This window comes from Pseudomonas sp. H3_A02, assembly GCF_054671965.1.
Window position 1 is genome coordinate 5,360,661 of the sequence record NZ_CP162807.1, and the last position, 17,727, is coordinate 5,378,387.

Genomic DNA, 17,727 nt, shown 5'->3' on the forward strand with positions numbered 1-17,727 from the left:
CGGTCTATCAGCTACACCGAGGTGTTTGCATCGCGGGCAAGCCTTGCTCCCACAGGGTTACGGACTGATCGCAAGATGATATCGGCGCAATCTTAGTGGCGAGGGGATTTATCCCCGTTGAGGCCACAAGCAACCCATCAAAACTACCTGGCATACCTGAAACACAGGGCTTGGGGCTGCTACGCAGCCCAGCGGGGCGGTGCGACGTTTCGCTAAATCCCCTCGCCACAATCAGTAGTAAGCGTTTTCTTTCTGCGTATGGTCGGTCACGTCGCGCACGCCCTTGAGCTCTGGAATGCGCTCGAGCAAGGTGCGCTCGATGCCTTCCTTCAAGGTCACGTCAGCCTGGCCGCAGCCCTGGCAGCCGCCGCCGAACTGGAGTACGGCGATGCCGTCTTCCACCACGTCGATCAGCGAAACCTGGCCGCCGTGGCTGGCCAGCCCCGGGTTGATTTCGGTTTGCAGGTAATAATTGATGCGCTCGTTGACCGGGCTGTCGGCATTGACCATCGGCACCTTGGCGTTCGGCGCCTTGATGGTCAGTTGGCCGCCCATGCGGTCGGTGGCGTAGTCGACCACCGCATCGTCCAGGAAGGCTTCGCTGAACGAGTCGATGTACGCGGTGAAGCTCTTGAGCCCCAACGCAGTGTCTTCAGGTTTTTCTTCTCCCGGCTTGCAGTAGGCAATGCACGTCTCTGCGTACTGGGTGCCGGGCTGGGTAATGAAGATGCGGATCCCGATACCCGGGGTGTTCTGCTTGGACAGCAGGTCGGCCAGGTAATCGTGGGCGGCATCGGTAATGGTAATGGCGGTCATGGAAACTCCTCGCAGGCTTGCCGGCAGTTTACGCCAATCATGGCGCCGGACAAAGTCCTAGTATTTTTGTCAGGAAAGCGTCCGACGGCAGGGGGTCTGCCGCCGGACAGGCCGATCAAAGGTTCTGGTAGCGATTCATGTCCAGCACACCGCTTTCCACGGGCTCCGTCTCCAGGATGTACTGGCTCAGGTCATGGAAGTAGTACCAGAACTGCGGATGGCTGCGGCGAATTCCCCAGCGCTCGACAATCCGCTCGAACGCCGGCCCATCCTGGGCGCCTTGCATGGCTTCGACGAATGCCGGCACTTGCCCGGCCGGAATGTTGAACATGAAGTTCGGATAGCTGCTGAGCACGCCCGGGTAGACCGTCAGCGTGTCCAGCCCCGGCTGGTAGCGCCGCTCCTCACCCAGCAGAAACGCGACGTTGCTGTGGGCACGATTGCGCAGCAGGCTGTAGATCTCTCGGTGACCGCTGGCGGTTTCGATACGCAACAGGGTCGCTTCCGGCAGTTGGTCGATCACCTTGAGCCCCGCCGCCGGGCGTGACACCAGCCGACTGAGGGCCTGCTCGGCGTTTTGCAGCGTCGGGTCGATGTTCGGACGCGAGCAATAGGCTCCGTCGCAACGGTTGATCGGATCGGGGCGCGCGTTCAACTCGCCATAACGGGCCAGCAATTGCTGGGTGAAATCACCCTTGGGGTCGCGCTCGTCAAGCTTGAGGGCGGTCGGCTTGTCATCGTCGATGGCCTCGTAATCGAGCCACATCTTGAATTTGCCACCGGCCTGGTACCAATCGTCAAGGTAGCCTTCCCGGGAGTCGGCCGGCATCAGGCGCAGGAAGTTCTGTTCCGCACCGTTGCGGATCAAATCGAAATACAACCGGGTCTGGGCTTGATGGGAGACGTTGCCGAACACGTCGAAATTCACCGCCAACTGATAGTAAGTCCGCTCCAGCAACGGGAAGTCGAACAACCACATCGTCTGCGGCACCTCTCCGATCAGCCCCTTGGTGACCGAAGCACTGTCGAAATGCCGGAAAATGCTCAGCAGCGCGTTGTCGTTGCCGGCCCACAGCGTCGACCAGCTCGGCGCCGGCAGCTCGGCATAGTTGTCGCGGCGCAAGGCCTCGTACTCGTTGCGTTTGTCGCGGTAGTCGAGCCACAGGCTGAGGACGCTGCCCACGTCATCGTTCTGCCCCGGCATCGCCAGCAGCGGCGTGGCCTGACCGCGGTAGTTCGGGTCGGTGATGTACAGGTCGTGTTCGGGGTCCTGGAACAGCGCCCAGAAATTGTCGCGGATCACGTCGGTAGCAATCTGGCCCCGGCACACCGGCCCGCGAATGAAGGTGCGCACGAAATATTCGGCGTTATCGAGCATGAATTGGTAGCGGGCCTGGGCCGGGATCGCTTCGAAGGTGGAAAACGGATTGGCCCGGCGCTCCGGACCGTACCCCGGCAACGCGGCGACCTGCCACTTGCCGCTGTAGAACAGGCTCTTGATCCGCGCCATCTTCGCCGCGCTCAAGCCGTAGGTGATGTGGGTCTTGTGCACGATCACCCCTTGCACCGGCCAGAGCCGATAATAGACGCGGGTGCCGGGATCGTCGTTCGGGCGGCGGGTGTTGATCAGGTCGATGGGCTGGCCCGTGGGCGTGCGCGAACGCACCCATTGGAAGAAATGCCCCGATTCGCCGTCCTTGAAATAGATGTGCGCCAGGAACCAATGCTCGAATAACCAGCGAGCCACCAGGCTTTCCCGGGCACCGGGGGCGTTGAGCAGGTTTTCCCATTGCACCACTTGCAAGGCTTCGGCGGCACTTGGGGCCAGGGCCTGCTGATCGATGGGTGCGCCGGCGGCCAGCCAGCGCTGCAGGGTCTGGTATTGCTGGTCGGTCAGGCCGGTGACGGCCAGGGGCATGCCTTCCTTGGGATGGCTGCCTGCGTATTCGTCGAATTGCCCCGGCATCGGGCAGCTATTATCCCGGTTGAGCCCGAGCACGATGTCTTCCGGTAGCTTGGCGTTGGGCTGCAGCGGCGTGCGGTGGCCCAACTCCAGCATGCGCGCCATCAGCGCAGCCTGGCTGCCCTGGGCGTCGAGCACAGAATAGAAGCCCTTGCGTTGCCAGGCATGCGGGCCAGAGGCGTCATAGAACAAGCGGGTCGGATCGGCCGCCTGGCCCCTCTCGCCGTCATACACCGACAGCTTGCTCGCGCCCCGTGCCGCACCTTCGCCGCTGCCCAGGTTCAACTGGCAGGCGGAGTCATAGCAGGCATGACAGGCCACACATTTTTCCGTGAAGATCGGCTGGATGTCGCGGGTGTAGGAGATCGCGGGAGCGGGATTCCCGGCGGCTGCGCTAAAAGACAACGACAGCAACAGACTGCCGAATAAGACGCGGTACGGCATGTCTCGGGTCCCTAAGAGATAATCCGCCGATTCTACCGGGCCAGCATCGCCTTGCAAACATGAGCGATATTCATGCAAAAGTCCCTCATGATCAAATCCTACGCAGGTTTGCTATTATCCCGGCCTTCGTAATGGTCTTTTTTTCCAGGTAGTCCTATGTCCGATCGCAGCGCTCGCCTTTATCTTCTCCAGCAAGCCCTCAAGGAACGCATCCTGATCCTCGACGGCGGCATGGGCACGATGATCCAGAGCTACAAACTGGAAGAACAGGACTACCGCGGCAAGCGTTTCGCCGACTGGCCGAGCGACGTCAAAGGCAACAACGACTTGCTGGTGCTTAGCCGTCCCGACGTGATCGGTGCCATTGAAAAAGCCTACCTGGATGCCGGCGCCGACATTCTGGAAACCAACACCTTCAACGCCACCCAGGTGTCCCAGGCCGACTACGGCATGCAGGGCCTGGCCTACGAGCTGAACCTGGAAGGCGCGCGCCTGGCCCGCCAGGTAGCCGACGCCAAGACCCTGGAAACCCCGGACAAGCCGCGCTTCGTCGCTGGCGTGCTCGGCCCGACCAGCCGCACCTGCTCGCTGTCGCCGGACGTGAACAACCCCGGCTACCGCAACGTGACCTTCGACGAACTGGTGGAGAACTACACCGAGGCCACCAAAGGCCTGATCGAAGGCGGCGCCGACCTGATCCTGATCGAGACCATCTTCGACACCCTGAACGCCAAGGCGGCGATTTTTGCCGTGCAAGGGGTCTATGAAGAACTGGGCGTCGAACTGCCGATCATGATCTCCGGCACCATCACCGACGCCTCCGGCCGCACCCTCTCCGGCCAGACCACCGAAGCCTTCTGGAACTCGGTGGCCCACGCCAAGCCGATCTCCGTGGGCCTGAACTGCGCCCTCGGCGCCAGCGAATTGCGCCCCTACCTGGAAGAGCTGTCGAACAAGGCCAGCACCCACGTCTCGGCCCACCCCAACGCCGGCCTGCCCAACGAATTCGGCGAATACGACGAACTGCCGGCCGAGACGGCCAAGGTCATCGAAGAGTTTGCCCAGAGCGGCTTCCTGAACATCGTCGGCGGCTGCTGCGGCACCACCCCGGCGCACATCGAAGCCATCGCCAAGGCTGTGGCCGGCTATGCGCCGCGGCAGATTCCAGAGATTCCCCGGGCTTGCCGCCTGTCCGGCCTGGAACCGTTTACCATCGATCGCAGCTCGCTGTTCGTCAACGTTGGCGAGCGGACCAACATCACCGGTTCCGCCAAGTTCGCCCGGCTGATCCGCGAGGACAACTACACCGAAGCGTTGGAAGTGGCCCTGCAACAGGTTGAGGCCGGCGCCCAGGTGATCGACATCAACATGGACGAGGGCATGCTCGATTCGAAGAAGGCCATGGTGACCTTTCTCAATCTGATTGCCGGCGAACCGGACATTTCCCGGGTGCCGATCATGATCGACTCCTCCAAATGGGAAGTGATCGAAGCCGGCCTCAAGTGCATCCAGGGCAAGGGCATCGTCAACTCCATCAGCATGAAGGAAGGCGTGGAGCAGTTCATCCACCACGCCAAACTGTGCAAGCGCTACGGCGCCGCCGTGGTGGTGATGGCGTTCGACGAAGCCGGCCAGGCCGACACCGAGGCGCGCAAGAAGGAAATCTGCAAGCGCTCCTACGACATCCTGGTCAATGAAGTCGGCTTCCCGCCGGAAGACATCATCTTCGACCCGAACATCTTCGCCGTCGCCACCGGTATCGAAGAGCACAACAACTATGCTGTGGACTTCATCAACGCCTGCGCCTACATCCGCGACGAACTGCCGTATGCGCTGACCTCCGGCGGCGTGTCCAACGTGTCGTTCTCGTTCCGCGGCAACAACCCGGTGCGCGAGGCGATCCACTCGGTGTTCCTGCTGTATGCGATCCGCGCGGGCCTGACCATGGGCATCGTCAACGCCGGCCAACTGGAGATCTACGACCAGATCCCGGTGGAACTGCGCGACGCCGTGGAAGACGTGATCCTCAACCGCACCCCCGAAGGCACCGACGCCCTGCTCGCCATCGCCGACAAGTACAAGGGCGACGGCAGCGTCAAGGAAGCCGAAACCGAGGAATGGCGCGGCTGGGAGGTGAACAAGCGCCTGGAGCACGCGCTGGTCAAGGGCATCACCACCCACATCGTTGAAGACACCGAGGAATCGCGGCTGTCGTTCGCCCGGCCGATCGAGGTCATCGAAGGCCCGCTGATGGCCGGCATGAACATCGTCGGCGACCTGTTTGGCGCCGGCAAAATGTTCCTGCCCCAAGTGGTCAAGTCCGCCCGTGTGATGAAGCAGGCCGTGGCCCACCTGATCCCGTTCATCGAGGCGGAAAAAGGCGACAAGCCGGAGGCCAAGGGCAAGATCCTGATGGCCACGGTCAAAGGCGACGTCCATGACATCGGCAAGAACATCGTCGGCGTTGTGCTCGGCTGCAACGGCTATGACATCGTCGACCTGGGCGTGATGGTGCCGGCGGAGAAAATCCTGCAGGTGGCCAAGGAGCAGAAGTGCGACATCATCGGCCTGTCCGGCCTGATCACCCCGTCCCTGGATGAGATGGTGCATGTGGCGCGGGAGATGCAGCGCCAGGACTTCCATCTGCCGTTGATGATCGGTGGCGCCACCACCTCCAAGGCCCACACGGCGGTGAAGATCGAGCCCAAGTACAGCAACGATGCGGTGATCTACGTCACCGACGCCTCCCGTGCCGTGGGCGTGGCGACCCAGTTGCTGTCCAAGGAACTCAAGCCGGCGTTCGTCGAGAAAACCCGCCAGGACTACATCGACGTACGCGAGCGCACGGCCAACCGCAGCGCCCGCACCGAACGCCTGAGCTACCCCGCCGCCGTGGCCAAGAAGCCACAGTTCGACTGGAGCAGCTACCAACCGGTCAAGCCGACGTTCACCGGCGCCAAGGTGCTGGACAATATCGACCTGAACGTCCTGGCCGAATACATCGACTGGACCCCGTTCTTCATCTCCTGGGACCTGGCCGGCAAGTACCCGCGGATCCTCACCGACGAAGTGGTCGGCGAAGCGGCCACCGCACTGTACGCCGATGCCCGGGCGATGCTGCGCAAGCTGATCGACGAGAAACTCATCAGCGCCCGCGCCGTGTTCGGCTTCTGGCCGGCCAACCAGGTGCATGACGACGATCTGGAAGTCTACGGCGACGACGGCAAGCCACTGGCGCGCCTGCATCACCTGCGCCAGCAGATCATCAAGACCGACGGCAAGCCGAACTTTTCCCTGGCCGACTTCGTCGCGCCAAAGGACAGCGGCGTGACCGACTACGTTGGCGGCTTCATTACCACCGCCGGCATCGGCGCCGAAGAAGTCGCCAAGGCCTACCAGGAGGCCGGCGACGACTACAACTCGATCATGGTCAAGGCACTGGCCGACCGACTGGCCGAAGCCTGCGCCGAGTGGCTGCACCAACAGGTGCGCAAGGAGCATTGGGGTTATGCCCAGGAAGAGAGCCTGGACAACGAGGCGCTGATCAAGGAGCAGTACACCGGCATACGCCCTGCCCCCGGCTACCCAGCCTGCCCGGACCACACCGAGAAAGCCACCTTGTTCCGCCTGCTCGACCCCGAGGCCAGCGAACTGAAGGCCGGACGCAGCGGCGTGTTCCTCACCGAACACTACGCGATGTTCCCGGCGGCAGCGGTCAGCGGCTGGTATTTCGCCCATCCCCAGGCGCAATACTTCGCCGTGGGCAAGATCGACAAGGACCAGGTCCAGAGCTATACCGCGCGTAAAGGTCAGGACTTGAGTGTGACGGAGCGCTGGTTGGCGCCGAATTTGGGTTACGACAACTAAGTTCGCGGGGATTGGCTATGCTCTCCACACACGACCTTGCGTATGGAGAGCATCATGGACGAACCGTCTGAAAACAAGGCGCCAACCCTCTGGCAAATGCTGCACATATGCAAGACGTATAACGTCCACTCTACCTCTTGACTGAAATTGCGATATTAATGGGTACCTTCCAGCTGGTGAGATCCGGGCTTCTGGCTTCAAGTTTCAGGAGCCCATTGTAATAACCTGCCAGTCCCGGATTATCCGCAGGGTTATATCTTATCCGAAGACTCATTGCCCGTTTGCTCTTACAATTAGTCACATTCATGTTTGTTTCGCAGACCCCTCGTACCCGCTGCGCCTGCAGTACCACGGCAACATCGCTTCCTCCCGCACTTCGCAATGGCACATTCAATCGAGTCCAGGTACTGTTTGGAATCGGTATTAATTCAACGGGCCCCACAGATGAGTTCAATGCAACGACACCCGCTGGGAACAAGGAAATATCGGGCAATGGAATGTCCAGTTCCGATATCGCTTCTGTTGGCGCCCCAGATGGACTGACAAGCATCATACGCAGCCCTGGCAGCTCTGCATTATAACCAGTCAGACGCGTGGTATTTTCCCGCCAAACTCGAGCCATATCGGCAGTTTTTGCATTACCCAATGGCAAACCATGCGCATCAAGGACATCAGGCGTCGAATAATAAAAAGCACGATCGCCATAACACAGATTGGTTTTGGTCTTGCCGTTGTCATGGCCGAAATTATAGTTGACCCCATCTTGAAGGAAGCAGTGATGCCCTCCAGCGTTGTGCCCTATTTCATGAGCGAACGTCGTGGGTGCCCACCAAGCATTAACACTTGTGTATCCTGGTCGATACGCCCTACCCGCCTCGGCGTCTGATCCGGTAATGGCGGCACTGACATCGGTTTTGTATAACGCTCTGTAAGGACTTAAAAGGCTTTGCCAATTACTCAGCCCTTCAGACGACGTGTCAAGAACCCTATTGCTGTTATCAAATACAGTAACCGCAGCAAGTCTCAGGGACACGTCGGTTATCCGAGAATTGCGTAGGCTGAGATTAACAGTTTCAGTTTGTGCTAACGCATAAGCTATCGCATCGGCGTCCAATTTTCCGAGAACGTAAGGTATGTAAGCAAAAAGAATATCGACATACCGATGCTCCCCTGCTTTTTTCGAATCGAGGCCCATTGGCTCGCCTGATTCGATTACATCATTTCCCCGGGCGTCGGCATCGGTAATTGGCTCCTCAGTAAACGTGCTTTTGCCTTGAGCATTGACCGTCAACAAACCGCGCTTGTCGGGAGAATTGACTATTACAGTCACGGAACCGCTAGGTGACCGGACCACCACCAATGAGCCAGTATCACCGTCACGAGTATATAAATTGCCGCTTTCTACCGTATAACCCTGCTCAACCTTGATCGCCGAACGCTCAAAGCGTGCGCTACCGATCACATCGGCATACACGCTGGAAGACGTTGCTTGTGGCGATTCCTCACGACTATTGGTTGTCGCGCTGACGAGGCTGGGTAGAGCGAGCGCAAACGCAAGCGCAGCCAAACGGGAAAAACCCGCTGCTGCGAACGAATTTCCAATGTTCATTGCGTAGTCCTTGTATGACAAGAACCGTGAGGCTGATCCCATTACACCTGGACAGCCACTGTCAGAAATGACAGTGGCGACGAGAGGTTCACAAGATTTGGATTCCGCTATTCACCTCGGCCGGAGCAAACACCTTGAAGGTCAACGCCAGTCGTTGACGATTGGGCTACCGCAGGCTGCGATCTTTTGTCTATGCTTGTCCCAAACACATGGCAGACGAGGGATTTATGGACGATCCAGTCGACAACAAGCCGCCAACCCTCTGGCAAATGCTCCACAGCGTGGGAGCGGCGGCCTTTGGCGTGCAAAGCGGCAAGAACCGCGCCCGCGACTTCACCCACGGCAAGCCGAGTCACTTCATAGTCCTCGGCATCCTGTTTACGGTGGTTTTCGGGTTGACGTTGTATGGGATCGTCAATTTGGTGCTGTACTTTGCGGGTGTATAGAACGTATCTGCACAGTATGGAACTCGGTCTCTTTCGAACCGAAACAGTCACATTGCCCGTCTCCCCTCCCGTACTGAGCCGCCGTACTAGCGACGCCCCAGCGCATCGAGCGAAAAGGCATAGCGCTCGCCATCCGGGTGGGACACCAGGCTGAAGCGCTTGAAGTCCAGGCGGTAGTCCTTTGCGGGATTCATGTTCAACCAAATGCGGGCGCGGGCCGGATCGAGGGATTGCATCAGGTCGACCTGCTGGTTGTAGCCGCCATGGCGTGCGAGGTCGACGCCTCGGGCGTGATCATGGAGCAGCACCATGGCAAAGCCACCCAAGCTGAAATGGCCGGTGAACAGAACGCTCAAGCGCCCGTCGATACGTGCCTGGAGGGCCGCCCTGGAGCTGTTCATCGCGCTGAACAACACATCCTTGCCTGGCTGGCGACCTGCCTCCTCGAACGCCTGCATGACACCCAGGGCCATTTCATCGTTGGCCGACCAGACCAGCTCGGTCCGCGGATAGCGCTTGACCAACTGGCTCGCCTGATCATGAGCCCGTTCGCGACTCCACTCGCCATAGACCAATTGACGCAGATGCACTTGCGGGTGCTCGGCCAACGCCCGGAGCAGGCCTTTCTCGCGCAGTTGCGCCGAAGGGGTGAATTTCCTCCCGGAAAAGGCCAGCAAGTCGAGCGTCTGCCCAGGCGCCAGCGGCCCGTATTGGCGCAAGAGTTCCTTGAGCATCAGGTAACCACTGCGTTCGTCGTTGGGCACCAGGCTGCCTAGCAGCTCGGGAGGCGGGTTACCGCTCTCTGCCAGCAGGCGACTCTGGTCACTGGTCAAGGTGTTGTTCACCAGGAACAGCTTGACCCCACTGCCCTGCGCCAACTGCAAGATTCGCGGGGCGACATACTGTTCGTTGACCAATACCAGATAGTCTGGACGGTCTTTCGCCGTGACGGCTTCGCGTGCCTGGCGAATCATCGCCTGGGGATCGCGCTCGGCATATTCCACGCGCAGCCGCAAACCCAGTCCGCTTGCCGCCGCTTGCATGAATTCGGTGTAGTTGACCCAGAAGGGCTCGGTGGAGTGCCCCGGGTTAAGGAACACGACTGAAGGGGCAACCGACCCGGCGGCCAAAACCTCGGCCGAAGCGGACACCGCATTGGCGGTCTGGGCTTGAGCCCAGAATGACAGGCATAACAGCCCAAATAGCCTGCAGATAAACTTCGACATCCCGCCCGCCCCGAATAATACGCCACCCAGTATAACGACCCGGGTGGCGAACGGGCACATGAACACGAGACCTTCATGTGGCCTGCAACGGCTCGCACTTATTGATGACTGACCCAGAATACTGCGGTGCCCACCACCAGGATAATCAGGAACAAAATGGCCCAGGCATCAACAGTACTGTCGCTTTTCCTTGCTTTGGTCGGATTGCTCATTGCATCGCCTCTTGTCGGTTTTGTAGGTGATTGCATAGGGACTCGACCACAGTTAAGACGATGATTGCCCGTACGACAAATGTGGGTTAGGCAATAATCAATCTCATTAGTCGATTTGGTTCTTTACATATACTCAAACATCACTTTTGCGCATAACTCAAAACAGGTATCTTGCACCGGCTCCCCTAGGAGTGCGCGGCCGTGCGCGCAGAATTGCCGAGGCAGAACCCGATTCCAGCGAGCCAACATGCAGCTGTTTCTGATCGGCCCAAGCCTGAGACCGAGACTTATATGTACGTATATGACGAGTACGATCAGCGAATCATCGAGGACCGCGTCAAGCAGTTCCGTGATCAGACCCGACGCTATCTGGCAGGCGAGCTGAGCGAAGAAGAATTCCGCCCTCTGCGCTTGCAGAATGGCCTGTATATCCAGCGCTTCGCCCCGATGCTGCGCGTGGCTGTGCCTTACGGCCAGTTGACTTCGCGCCAGGTGCGCAAGCTGGCGCAAATTGCCCGTGACTATGACAAGGGCTATGCCCACATCAGTACCCGGCAGAACGTCCAGTACAACTGGCCGGCCCTGGAAGATGTGCCCCAGATCCTGGCCGAGCTGGCCACCGTGCAGATGCACGCGATCCAGACCAGCGGCAACTGCCTGCGCAACGTCACCACCGACCAGTTCGCCGGTGTCGCGGCCGACGAGTTGATCGACCCGCGGCCATGGTGCGAAATCGTTCGCCAGTGGACGACGTTCCACCCGGAATTCGCCTACCTGCCGCGCAAGTTCAAGATCGCCATCAACGGCTCGACCTCGGACCGTGCGGCCATCGAAGTCCATGACATCGGCCTGGAGACGGTCTACAACGCGGCCGGCGAGCTGGGCTTCCGTGTATTGGTGGGCGGCGGCCTGGGGCGTACCCCGGTGGTCGGCGCGTTCATCAACGAGTTCCTGCCGTGGCAGGACCTGCTGAGCTACCTCGATGCGATCCTGCGGGTGTACAACCGCTACGGCCGGCGCGACAACAAGTACAAGGCGCGGATCAAGATCCTGGTCAAGGCCCTGACCCCTGAGGTGTTCGCCGAGAAGGTCGAAGCCGAGATGGCTCACCTGCGTGGCGGCCAGACCACCCTGACCGAGGCCGAAGTGCATCGCGTCGCCAAACATTTCGTCGACCCGCAGTACAAAGCGCTGGGCAACCAGGACGCAGAGCTGGCGGCCCTCGACAAGGAACACCCAGGCTTCGCCCGCTGGCGCACCCGTAACACCCTGGCCCACAAGAAGCCGGGTTATGTCGCGGTGACCCTGTCCCTGAAGCCGACCGGCGTCGCGCCGGGCGACATCACCGACAAGCAACTGGACGCCGTGGCCGACCTGGCCGAGCGCTACAGCTTCGGCCAACTGCGCACCTCCCACGAGCAGAACATCATCCTGGCGGACGTTGAACAGAGTCAGTTGTTCACCTTGTGGGGCGAGCTGCGCGAGCAAGGCTTCGCCACCCCGAACATCGGCCTGCTTACCGACATGATCTGCTGCCCCGGCGGCGACTTCTGCTCGCTGGCCAACGCCAAGTCGATCCCTATCGCCGAATCGATCCAGCGTCGTTTCGACGACCTGGACTACCTGTTTGACATCGGCGAGCTGGACCTGAACATTTCCGGCTGCATGAACGCCTGTGGTCACCACCACGTCGGCCACATCGGCATCCTGGGCGTGGACAAGAAAGGCGAAGAGTTCTACCAGGTCTCCCTGGGCGGCAGCGGTAGCCGCGACGCCAGCCTGGGCAAGATCCTCGGCCCGTCGTTTGCTCAGGATGACATGCCTGACGTGATCGAGAAGCTGATCGACGTGTACATCGAGCAACGTACCGAAGACGAGCGCTTCATCGACACTTACCAACGTATTGGCATCGACCTCTTCAAGGAACGCGTCTATGCAGCGAATCATTAAGAACAACGAGGTCATCGACGAAACCTGGCACCTGCTGCCCAAGGACGCGACCTTCGATGGCATCTCCAACTGTGACGACCTGATCGTGCCCTTGGCCCTGTGGCGCGATCATGCCCACGCCCTCAAGGCCCGCGACGGCGGCCTGGGTGTCTGGCTGGACGCCGACGAGGAAGCCGAGGAAATCGGCGACGACGCCAATCAGTTGCAGGTCATCGCCCTGAACTTCCCGGCCTTCACCGACGGACGTAGCTACTCCAACGCCCGCCTGCTGCGTGACCGCTATGGCTTCAAGGGTGAACTGCGGGCGATTGGCGACGTGCTGCGTGACCAGTTGTTCTACATGCGCCGTTGCGGTTTCGACGCCTTTGCCTTGCGCGCCGACAAAGACCCTTACGAAGCCCTCGAAAGCCTCAAGGACTTCTCGGTGACCTACCAGGCTGCCACTGACGAGCCGCTGCCACTGTTCCGTCGTCGCTGAAACAGCCCCATGAAAAAGCCCTGATCCGGGTGTGCCGGTTCAGGGCTTTTTTGTTTTCGGTGTCTTGATCTACCACCGCCCCCCCTGTGGGAGCGAGCCTGCTCGCGATGGCGGTGGGTCAGCTTGCATGCATCTCTGTTGGATGTGCCGCCGCTATCGCGAGCAAGCTCGCTCCCACAAAGAGATAGCGGTGAGCCCGGCGCTTCAGCCCACCTCAGACCCACTGTGGGAGCGAGCTTGCTCGCGATGGCGGTGGGTCAGCTTGCATCTCTGTTGGATGTACCGCCGCTATCGCGAGCAAGCTCGCTCCCACAGGGGTTAGCGGTGAACCCGCTCCTGAATTACCAGAACCGCTGCTGGGTCAGGCGGCTCCACCAGCTGAGCAGCACGCGGTCCACCGAACCGCTGGCCGCCATGCCAATGCGTTCCTGCAGGCTTTTGCGTTCGGCGTAGTGCAGGTGGTACAGCTCGGCGCCCTTGGCCCGTTCGGCCAGGTACTCATCGCTGGTTTTCAGCTCGTCCACCAGATGTTTGCCCAGCGCCGCGACCCCCAGCCAGACTTCACCTGTCGCCACTTCATCGATGGCCAGTTGCGGGCGATAGTTGGACACGAAGTTCTTGAACAGCTCATGGGTGATGTCCAGGTCTTCCTGGAATTTCTCCCGGCCCTTCTCGGTGTTTTCGCCGAACACCGTCAACGTGCGTTTGTATTCGCCGGCCGTCAACACTTCGAAATCGATGTCATGTTTCTTCAGCAGACGGTTGACGTTGGGCAATTGCGCGACGACGCCGATGGAGCCCAGGATCGCAAAGGGCGCGCTGATGATCTTCTCGCCGATGCACGCCATCATGTAGCCGCCGCTGGCCGCGACCTTGTCGATGCAGACGGTCAGCGGCACGCCGGCCTGACGGATTCGCGCCAGTTGCGACGAGGCCAGGCCGTAGCTGTGGACCATTCCGCCGCCGCTTTCCAGGCGCAGCACCACTTCATCCTTGGGCGTTGCCAGGGTCAGCAGCGCGGTGATTTCATGACGCAGGCTCTCGGTGGCCGAGGCCTTGATGTCACCGTCGAAGTCCAACACGAACACCCGTGGCTTGGCCGCCGGCTTGTCCTTGCTTTTTTTCCCGGCCTTTTCAGCCTTGCCTTCGGCCTTGCGCAGGGCCTTGAGCTGATCCTTGTCCAGCAGCGTCTGCTCCAGGCGCTCGCGCAGCCCCTTGTAGAAATCGTTGAGTTTGCTCACCTGCAACTGGCCGGACGACTTGCGCCGCCCCTTGCTGCGCAGCGCAGCAAAACTGGCCAGCACCACCAGGATGGCGATCACCAGCGTCACGGTCTTGGCCAGGAAACCGGCGTACTCGATGAAAAACTCCACAGCAACTCCTTAAATGCAATGCGCCACTGAACGCAGGCGCGTAACGGTCCCAGCATACCCATGCGCCTGCGCCGCGACCAGCCAAGAAACCTATGGTTACCTTGACGCGAGCGAGGCAAGACAAGGCTGCAACGGACATTTCAAACAAGCGTATGTTTTTTCATTGACAGCTCACCGCCATCCCCATAACCTCGCCAAACCTTCAACGTACCGGGATGACGCGGACGTGGGCAGTATCTATCTGATTCGACATGGCCAGGCCTCCTTTGGTGCGGACGACTACGATGTCCTCTCGCCCAATGGCGTACGTCAGGCGCAAGTGCTCGGCGGCCATCTGGCCGAGCTCGGTGTCGTATTCGACCGCTGCCTCTCGGGTGACCTGCGGCGCCAACAGGATACCGCCGTCGGTGCGCTGGGCCAGATGTCCGCCGCCGGCATGCCGGTCCCCGAGCTGGAAATCGACCCGGCGTTCAACGAGTTCGATGCCGACGCGGTCATTCGCGCCCTGCTGCCGGACATGCTCCCTCAGGAGCCCGAGGCGCTGCATATCCTGCGCAACGCCGCGCAGAACCGCGCCGAATTCCAGCGCATCTTCGTGCTGATCGTCGAGCGTTGGCTCAGCGGCCGGTATGACCCACCCGGTCTCGAAAGCTGGCTGGGGTTCGTCGAGCGGGTCCAGGCGGGCCTGCAGCGCATCCTGGAGCAAGCCGACAACACCCACAAGATCGCCGTATTCACCTCCGGCGGCACCATCACCGCCCTGCTCCACCTGATCACCCAGATACCGGCCCGACAGGCCTTCGAACTGAACTGGCAAATCGTCAACACCTCGCTCAACCACCTGAAATTCAGGGGCCGCGAGGTGGCCCTGGCTTCCTTCAACAGCCATGCCCACCTGCAACTGCTGAAGGCCCCGGACCTCATCACCTTTCGCTGAGTCCGGATTACTGTAGACCCTTGCTGTACCACCCAAATAAGGATCGAAACCATGACCTCCGTAGCCGACGCCGTACAAGCCATGAAAGCCAAGTTCAACCCAGCCGCCGCTGCCGGCCTGGACCTGGTATTCGGTTTCAACATCACCGACGAGGACAAGCAGTACGCCCTGATCGTCAAGGACGGCACCTGCGAACTGCAGGAAGGCGAGAATGTCGATGCCAACTGCACGCTGATCATGGACAGCGAAACCCTCAAGGGCATCGTCAGCGGCGATACCGATGGTATGCAGGCATTCATGGGCGGCAAGCTGCGCGTTGAAGGCGACATGATGCTGTCGATGAAACTGTCCGAGCTGTTCCCAGCCTGAGATTGAGTTCGCCTTCCTCGCGAGCCCTTTGATTGCAAACGAATCCCGCCCCCGTGGCGGGATTCGTGTTTTTGCCCTTCCTTGATTTCGCCCCGTACACAACCTTGATCCCTGTCAGTTCCCGCTCACCCTCCAACCGCTAACGTAGCGCTTCCATCAAGGCCAGGGACGGCTCATCGGGAGCCTGCGCCCGCTCATCTCAAGGAAGAGAGACTCATGCCCCCACTGAAGATCATTCTGCTGTCCAGCGCATTCAACGGCCTGACCCAACGCGCCTGGCTGGACCTGCGCGAGGCCGGTTATCGCCCCAGCGTGGTGCTGTTCACCGATCCGGCCTCGGTCTGCCGACAAATCGAAGAAAGCGGCGCCGACCTGGTGATCTGTCCGTTTCTCAAGGACCGCGTACCCGAGCAGTTGTGGCGCAACCCACGGCGGCCGGTGATGATCATTCATCCGGGGATTGTCGGCGACCGCGGTGCCAGTGCCCTGGACTGGGCGATCACCCGGCAACCCGAGCGCTGGGGCGTCACCGCTTTGCAGGCGGTGGAGGAAATGGACGCCGGGCCCGTGTGGGCCACCTGCGAATTCGACTTGCCCAAAGGCCTGCGCAAATCGGAGCTGTATAACGGCCCGGTCAGCGACGCGGCCATTCGTTGCATCCGCGAGGTCGCGGAAAAATACCTTGGCGGTTTCGTCCCGGTACCGTTGGACTATGGCCGCCATGACGTGATCGGACGCCTGCAACCGAACATGACCCAGGACGATCGCAGCTTCAGCTGGCACGACAGCACCGGTTTCATCAAGCGCAGCATCGACGCCGCGGACGGTCAACCCGGTGTGCTCGCCAGCCTGGCCGGCGAACAGTTTTACCTGTACGACGCCCACCCGGACGTTCGCCACGGCCTGCCCGGCGAGCTGTTGGCCGTACGTGACGATGCGGTGCTGGTGGCGACGGGGGATGCCAGCCTGTGGATCGGTGCCCTGCGTCGCAAGCCGCAGCTCGGCGAACAGACCTTCAAGCGCCCGGCGCGCCATGTACTGTCGAGCCGCCTCGAAGGCATCCCGGTGCTCGACAGCTCCCTGGCCCGTGAGCCGTTCAGCGACGAGCCCTATCAACCCATTCGCTACCGGGAATGTGGCCATGTCGGAGAGCTGACGTTTGAGTTCTATAACGGCGCGATGAGCACTGAGCAATGCCAGCGCCTGGTGGCGGCATTGCGCTGGGCCAAGTCCCGGGACACTCAGGTGCTGTTGGTTCGAGGCGGGCGCGGCAGCTTTTCCAACGGCGTGCACTTGAACGTAATCCAGGCCGCCGCCGAACCCGGCCTGGAAGCCTGGGCCAACATACAAGCCATCGACGACGTTTGCCTGGAGTTGTTCAGCGCCCGGCAACTGGTGGTCAGCGGCCTGACGGGAAGCGCCGGGGCCGGTGGTGTGATGCTGGCCCTGGCCGCCGATATCGTGCTGGCGCGCCGTGACATCGTGCTCAATCCTCATTACGCGACCATGGGCCTGTACGGCTCTGAATACTGGACCTACAGCTTGCCCCGTGCGGTCGGTCCGGACATGGCCTGGAAACTCACCCAGGACTGCCTGCCCATCAGCACGCTACAGGCGTTGCGCTACGGCATGATCCAGGAGATCGGTCCGCGTTGCCCCGACGAGTTTGGCTTGTGGTTATTGCAACGAGCCAACCGCGCGCTGCTTGATCCGACCTATGAAAGCATCCGGGTGCGCAAGGCCGAACGAAGCCTGTCGGCGATCCAGGCGTGTCGCGATGACGAACTCGCGCAGATGCGCCGCGACATGGTGGACAATCGTCACGGCTTCGCCGACAAGTGCCGTCGTTTCGTCTTCAAGCACAAGGCCTGCGGTACGCCCGAGCGCCTGGTCGCGCCCTGGGCGCGGACAAAACAGCCCCAAGCCGTCGATTAACAGCCGGTATCGAGATAATACTGTTCACTCAAGAACAACGATGCCCCCTGTGGCGAGGGGATTTATCCCCGTTGGGCTGCGCAGCAGGCCTAAAGCAGTGAA

The 17,727-nt window shown here is 60.7% G+C and carries 12 protein-coding genes; 7 read left to right on the plus strand and 5 right to left on the minus strand.

The window, feature by feature from the left end:
- Positions 1 to 231: 231 nt before the first annotated feature.
- Both nfuA and AB4N80_RS23525 read right to left on the minus strand, forming a co-directional pair.
- Positions 232 to 816, minus strand: a complete 585-nt coding sequence (gene nfuA / locus AB4N80_RS23520; protein ID WP_003182850.1) for a Fe-S biogenesis protein NfuA — start codon at positions 814 to 816, stop codon at positions 232 to 234.
- Positions 817 to 931: 115 nt separating this feature from the next.
- Positions 932 to 3,223 (minus strand): fatty acid cis/trans isomerase, encoded by a 2,292-nt coding sequence (locus tag AB4N80_RS23525; RefSeq protein WP_460079071.1) that lies wholly within the window; start codon positions 3,221 to 3,223, stop codon positions 932 to 934.
- A 156-nt stretch (positions 3,224 to 3,379) separates the two neighbouring features.
- Between AB4N80_RS23525 and metH the strand changes: the two genes are divergently transcribed.
- On the plus strand, positions 3,380 to 7,090 hold the full coding sequence (gene metH, locus AB4N80_RS23530) for a methionine synthase (RefSeq protein ID WP_354336888.1): 3,711 nt from the start codon (positions 3,380 to 3,382) through the stop codon (positions 7,088 to 7,090).
- 130 nt (positions 7,091 to 7,220) lie between these two features.
- On the opposite strand, the gene AB4N80_RS23535 is transcribed toward metH, so the two are convergent.
- Positions 7,221 to 8,699: a hypothetical protein gene (locus AB4N80_RS23535; RefSeq protein ID WP_163006835.1), complete on the minus strand. Its 1,479-nt coding sequence runs from the start codon at positions 8,697 to 8,699 to the stop codon at positions 7,221 to 7,223.
- A 227-nt stretch (positions 8,700 to 8,926) separates the two neighbouring features.
- On the opposite strand from AB4N80_RS23535, the gene AB4N80_RS23540 reads away from it, so the two are divergent.
- Entirely contained in the window at positions 8,927 to 9,145 is a 219-nt protein-coding gene (locus AB4N80_RS23540; protein ID WP_122568192.1) for a DUF2970 domain-containing protein, read from the plus strand.
- 86 nt (positions 9,146 to 9,231) lie between these two features.
- On the opposite strand, the gene AB4N80_RS23545 is transcribed toward AB4N80_RS23540, so the two are convergent.
- Positions 9,232 to 10,371 carry an ABC transporter substrate-binding protein gene (locus AB4N80_RS23545; RefSeq protein WP_122568412.1) on the minus strand — a complete coding sequence of 380 codons (1,140 nt, stop codon included), beginning with the start codon at positions 10,369 to 10,371 and terminating at the stop codon, positions 9,232 to 9,234.
- 503 nt (positions 10,372 to 10,874) lie between these two features.
- Between AB4N80_RS23545 and AB4N80_RS23550 the strand changes: the two genes are divergently transcribed.
- Together AB4N80_RS23550 and AB4N80_RS23555 are read left to right on the plus strand one after the other, a co-directional pair.
- On the plus strand, positions 10,875 to 12,533 hold the full coding sequence (locus tag AB4N80_RS23550) for a nitrite/sulfite reductase (RefSeq protein WP_122568191.1): 1,659 nt from the start codon (positions 10,875 to 10,877) through the stop codon (positions 12,531 to 12,533).
- Positions 12,517 to 13,011: a DUF934 domain-containing protein gene (locus AB4N80_RS23555; protein WP_053121484.1), complete on the plus strand. Its 495-nt coding sequence runs from the start codon at positions 12,517 to 12,519 to the stop codon at positions 13,009 to 13,011. Before AB4N80_RS23550 ends, AB4N80_RS23555 begins: the two co-directional genes overlap by 17 nt.
- A gap of 341 nt (positions 13,012 to 13,352) precedes the next feature.
- On the opposite strand, the gene sohB is transcribed toward AB4N80_RS23555, so the two are convergent.
- The gene (sohB, locus tag AB4N80_RS23560) at positions 13,353 to 14,384 is read right to left on the minus strand and encodes a protease SohB (RefSeq protein ID WP_122568189.1); all 1,032 of its coding nucleotides are present in this window, start codon (positions 14,382 to 14,384) and stop codon (positions 13,353 to 13,355) included.
- Between the two features lie 226 nt (positions 14,385 to 14,610).
- Between sohB and AB4N80_RS23565 the strand changes: the two genes are divergently transcribed.
- The 3 genes from AB4N80_RS23565 to AB4N80_RS23575 all read left to right on the plus strand — a co-directional run bounded on the left by AB4N80_RS23565 (position 14,611) and on the right by AB4N80_RS23575 (position 17,625).
- Complete coding sequence (locus AB4N80_RS23565) at positions 14,611 to 15,321, plus strand: histidine phosphatase family protein (RefSeq protein WP_460079077.1); 711 nt, start codon at positions 14,611 to 14,613, stop codon at positions 15,319 to 15,321.
- Positions 15,322 to 15,372: 51 nt separating this feature from the next.
- Complete coding sequence (locus AB4N80_RS23570; protein ID WP_122568187.1) at positions 15,373 to 15,690, plus strand: SCP2 sterol-binding domain-containing protein; 318 nt, start codon at positions 15,373 to 15,375, stop codon at positions 15,688 to 15,690.
- 216 nt (positions 15,691 to 15,906) lie between these two features.
- Positions 15,907 to 17,625, plus strand: coding sequence for a hydrogenase maturation protein (locus AB4N80_RS23575; RefSeq protein WP_122568186.1), 1,719 nt, complete (start codon positions 15,907 to 15,909; stop codon positions 17,623 to 17,625).
- The last annotated feature ends 102 nt before the right edge of the window (positions 17,626 to 17,727 follow it).

What these genes read in the sequence shown, in the direction of transcription:
- nfuA (WP_003182850.1), bottom strand. Translation starts at nt 816, where the DNA reads ATGACCGCCATTACCATTACCGATGCCGCCCACGATTACCTGGCCGAC.
- AB4N80_RS23525 (WP_460079071.1), bottom strand. Translation starts at nt 3,223, where the DNA reads ATGCCGTACCGCGTCTTATTCGGCAGTCTGTTGCTGTCGTTGTCTTTT.
- metH (WP_354336888.1), top strand. Translation starts at nt 3,380, where the DNA reads ATGTCCGATCGCAGCGCTCGCCTTTATCTTCTCCAGCAAGCCCTCAAG.
- AB4N80_RS23535 (WP_163006835.1), bottom strand. Translation starts at nt 8,699, where the DNA reads ATGAACATTGGAAATTCGTTCGCAGCAGCGGGTTTTTCCCGTTTGGCT.
- AB4N80_RS23540 (WP_122568192.1), top strand. Translation starts at nt 8,927, where the DNA reads ATGGACGATCCAGTCGACAACAAGCCGCCAACCCTCTGGCAAATGCTC.
- AB4N80_RS23545 (WP_122568412.1), bottom strand. Translation starts at nt 10,371, where the DNA reads ATGTCGAAGTTTATCTGCAGGCTATTTGGGCTGTTATGCCTGTCATTC.
- AB4N80_RS23550 (WP_122568191.1), top strand. Translation starts at nt 10,875, where the DNA reads ATGTACGTATATGACGAGTACGATCAGCGAATCATCGAGGACCGCGTC.
- AB4N80_RS23555 (WP_053121484.1), top strand. Translation starts at nt 12,517, where the DNA reads ATGCAGCGAATCATTAAGAACAACGAGGTCATCGACGAAACCTGGCAC.
- AB4N80_RS23570 (WP_122568187.1), top strand. Translation starts at nt 15,373, where the DNA reads ATGACCTCCGTAGCCGACGCCGTACAAGCCATGAAAGCCAAGTTCAAC.
- AB4N80_RS23575 (WP_122568186.1), top strand. Translation starts at nt 15,907, where the DNA reads ATGCCCCCACTGAAGATCATTCTGCTGTCCAGCGCATTCAACGGCCTG.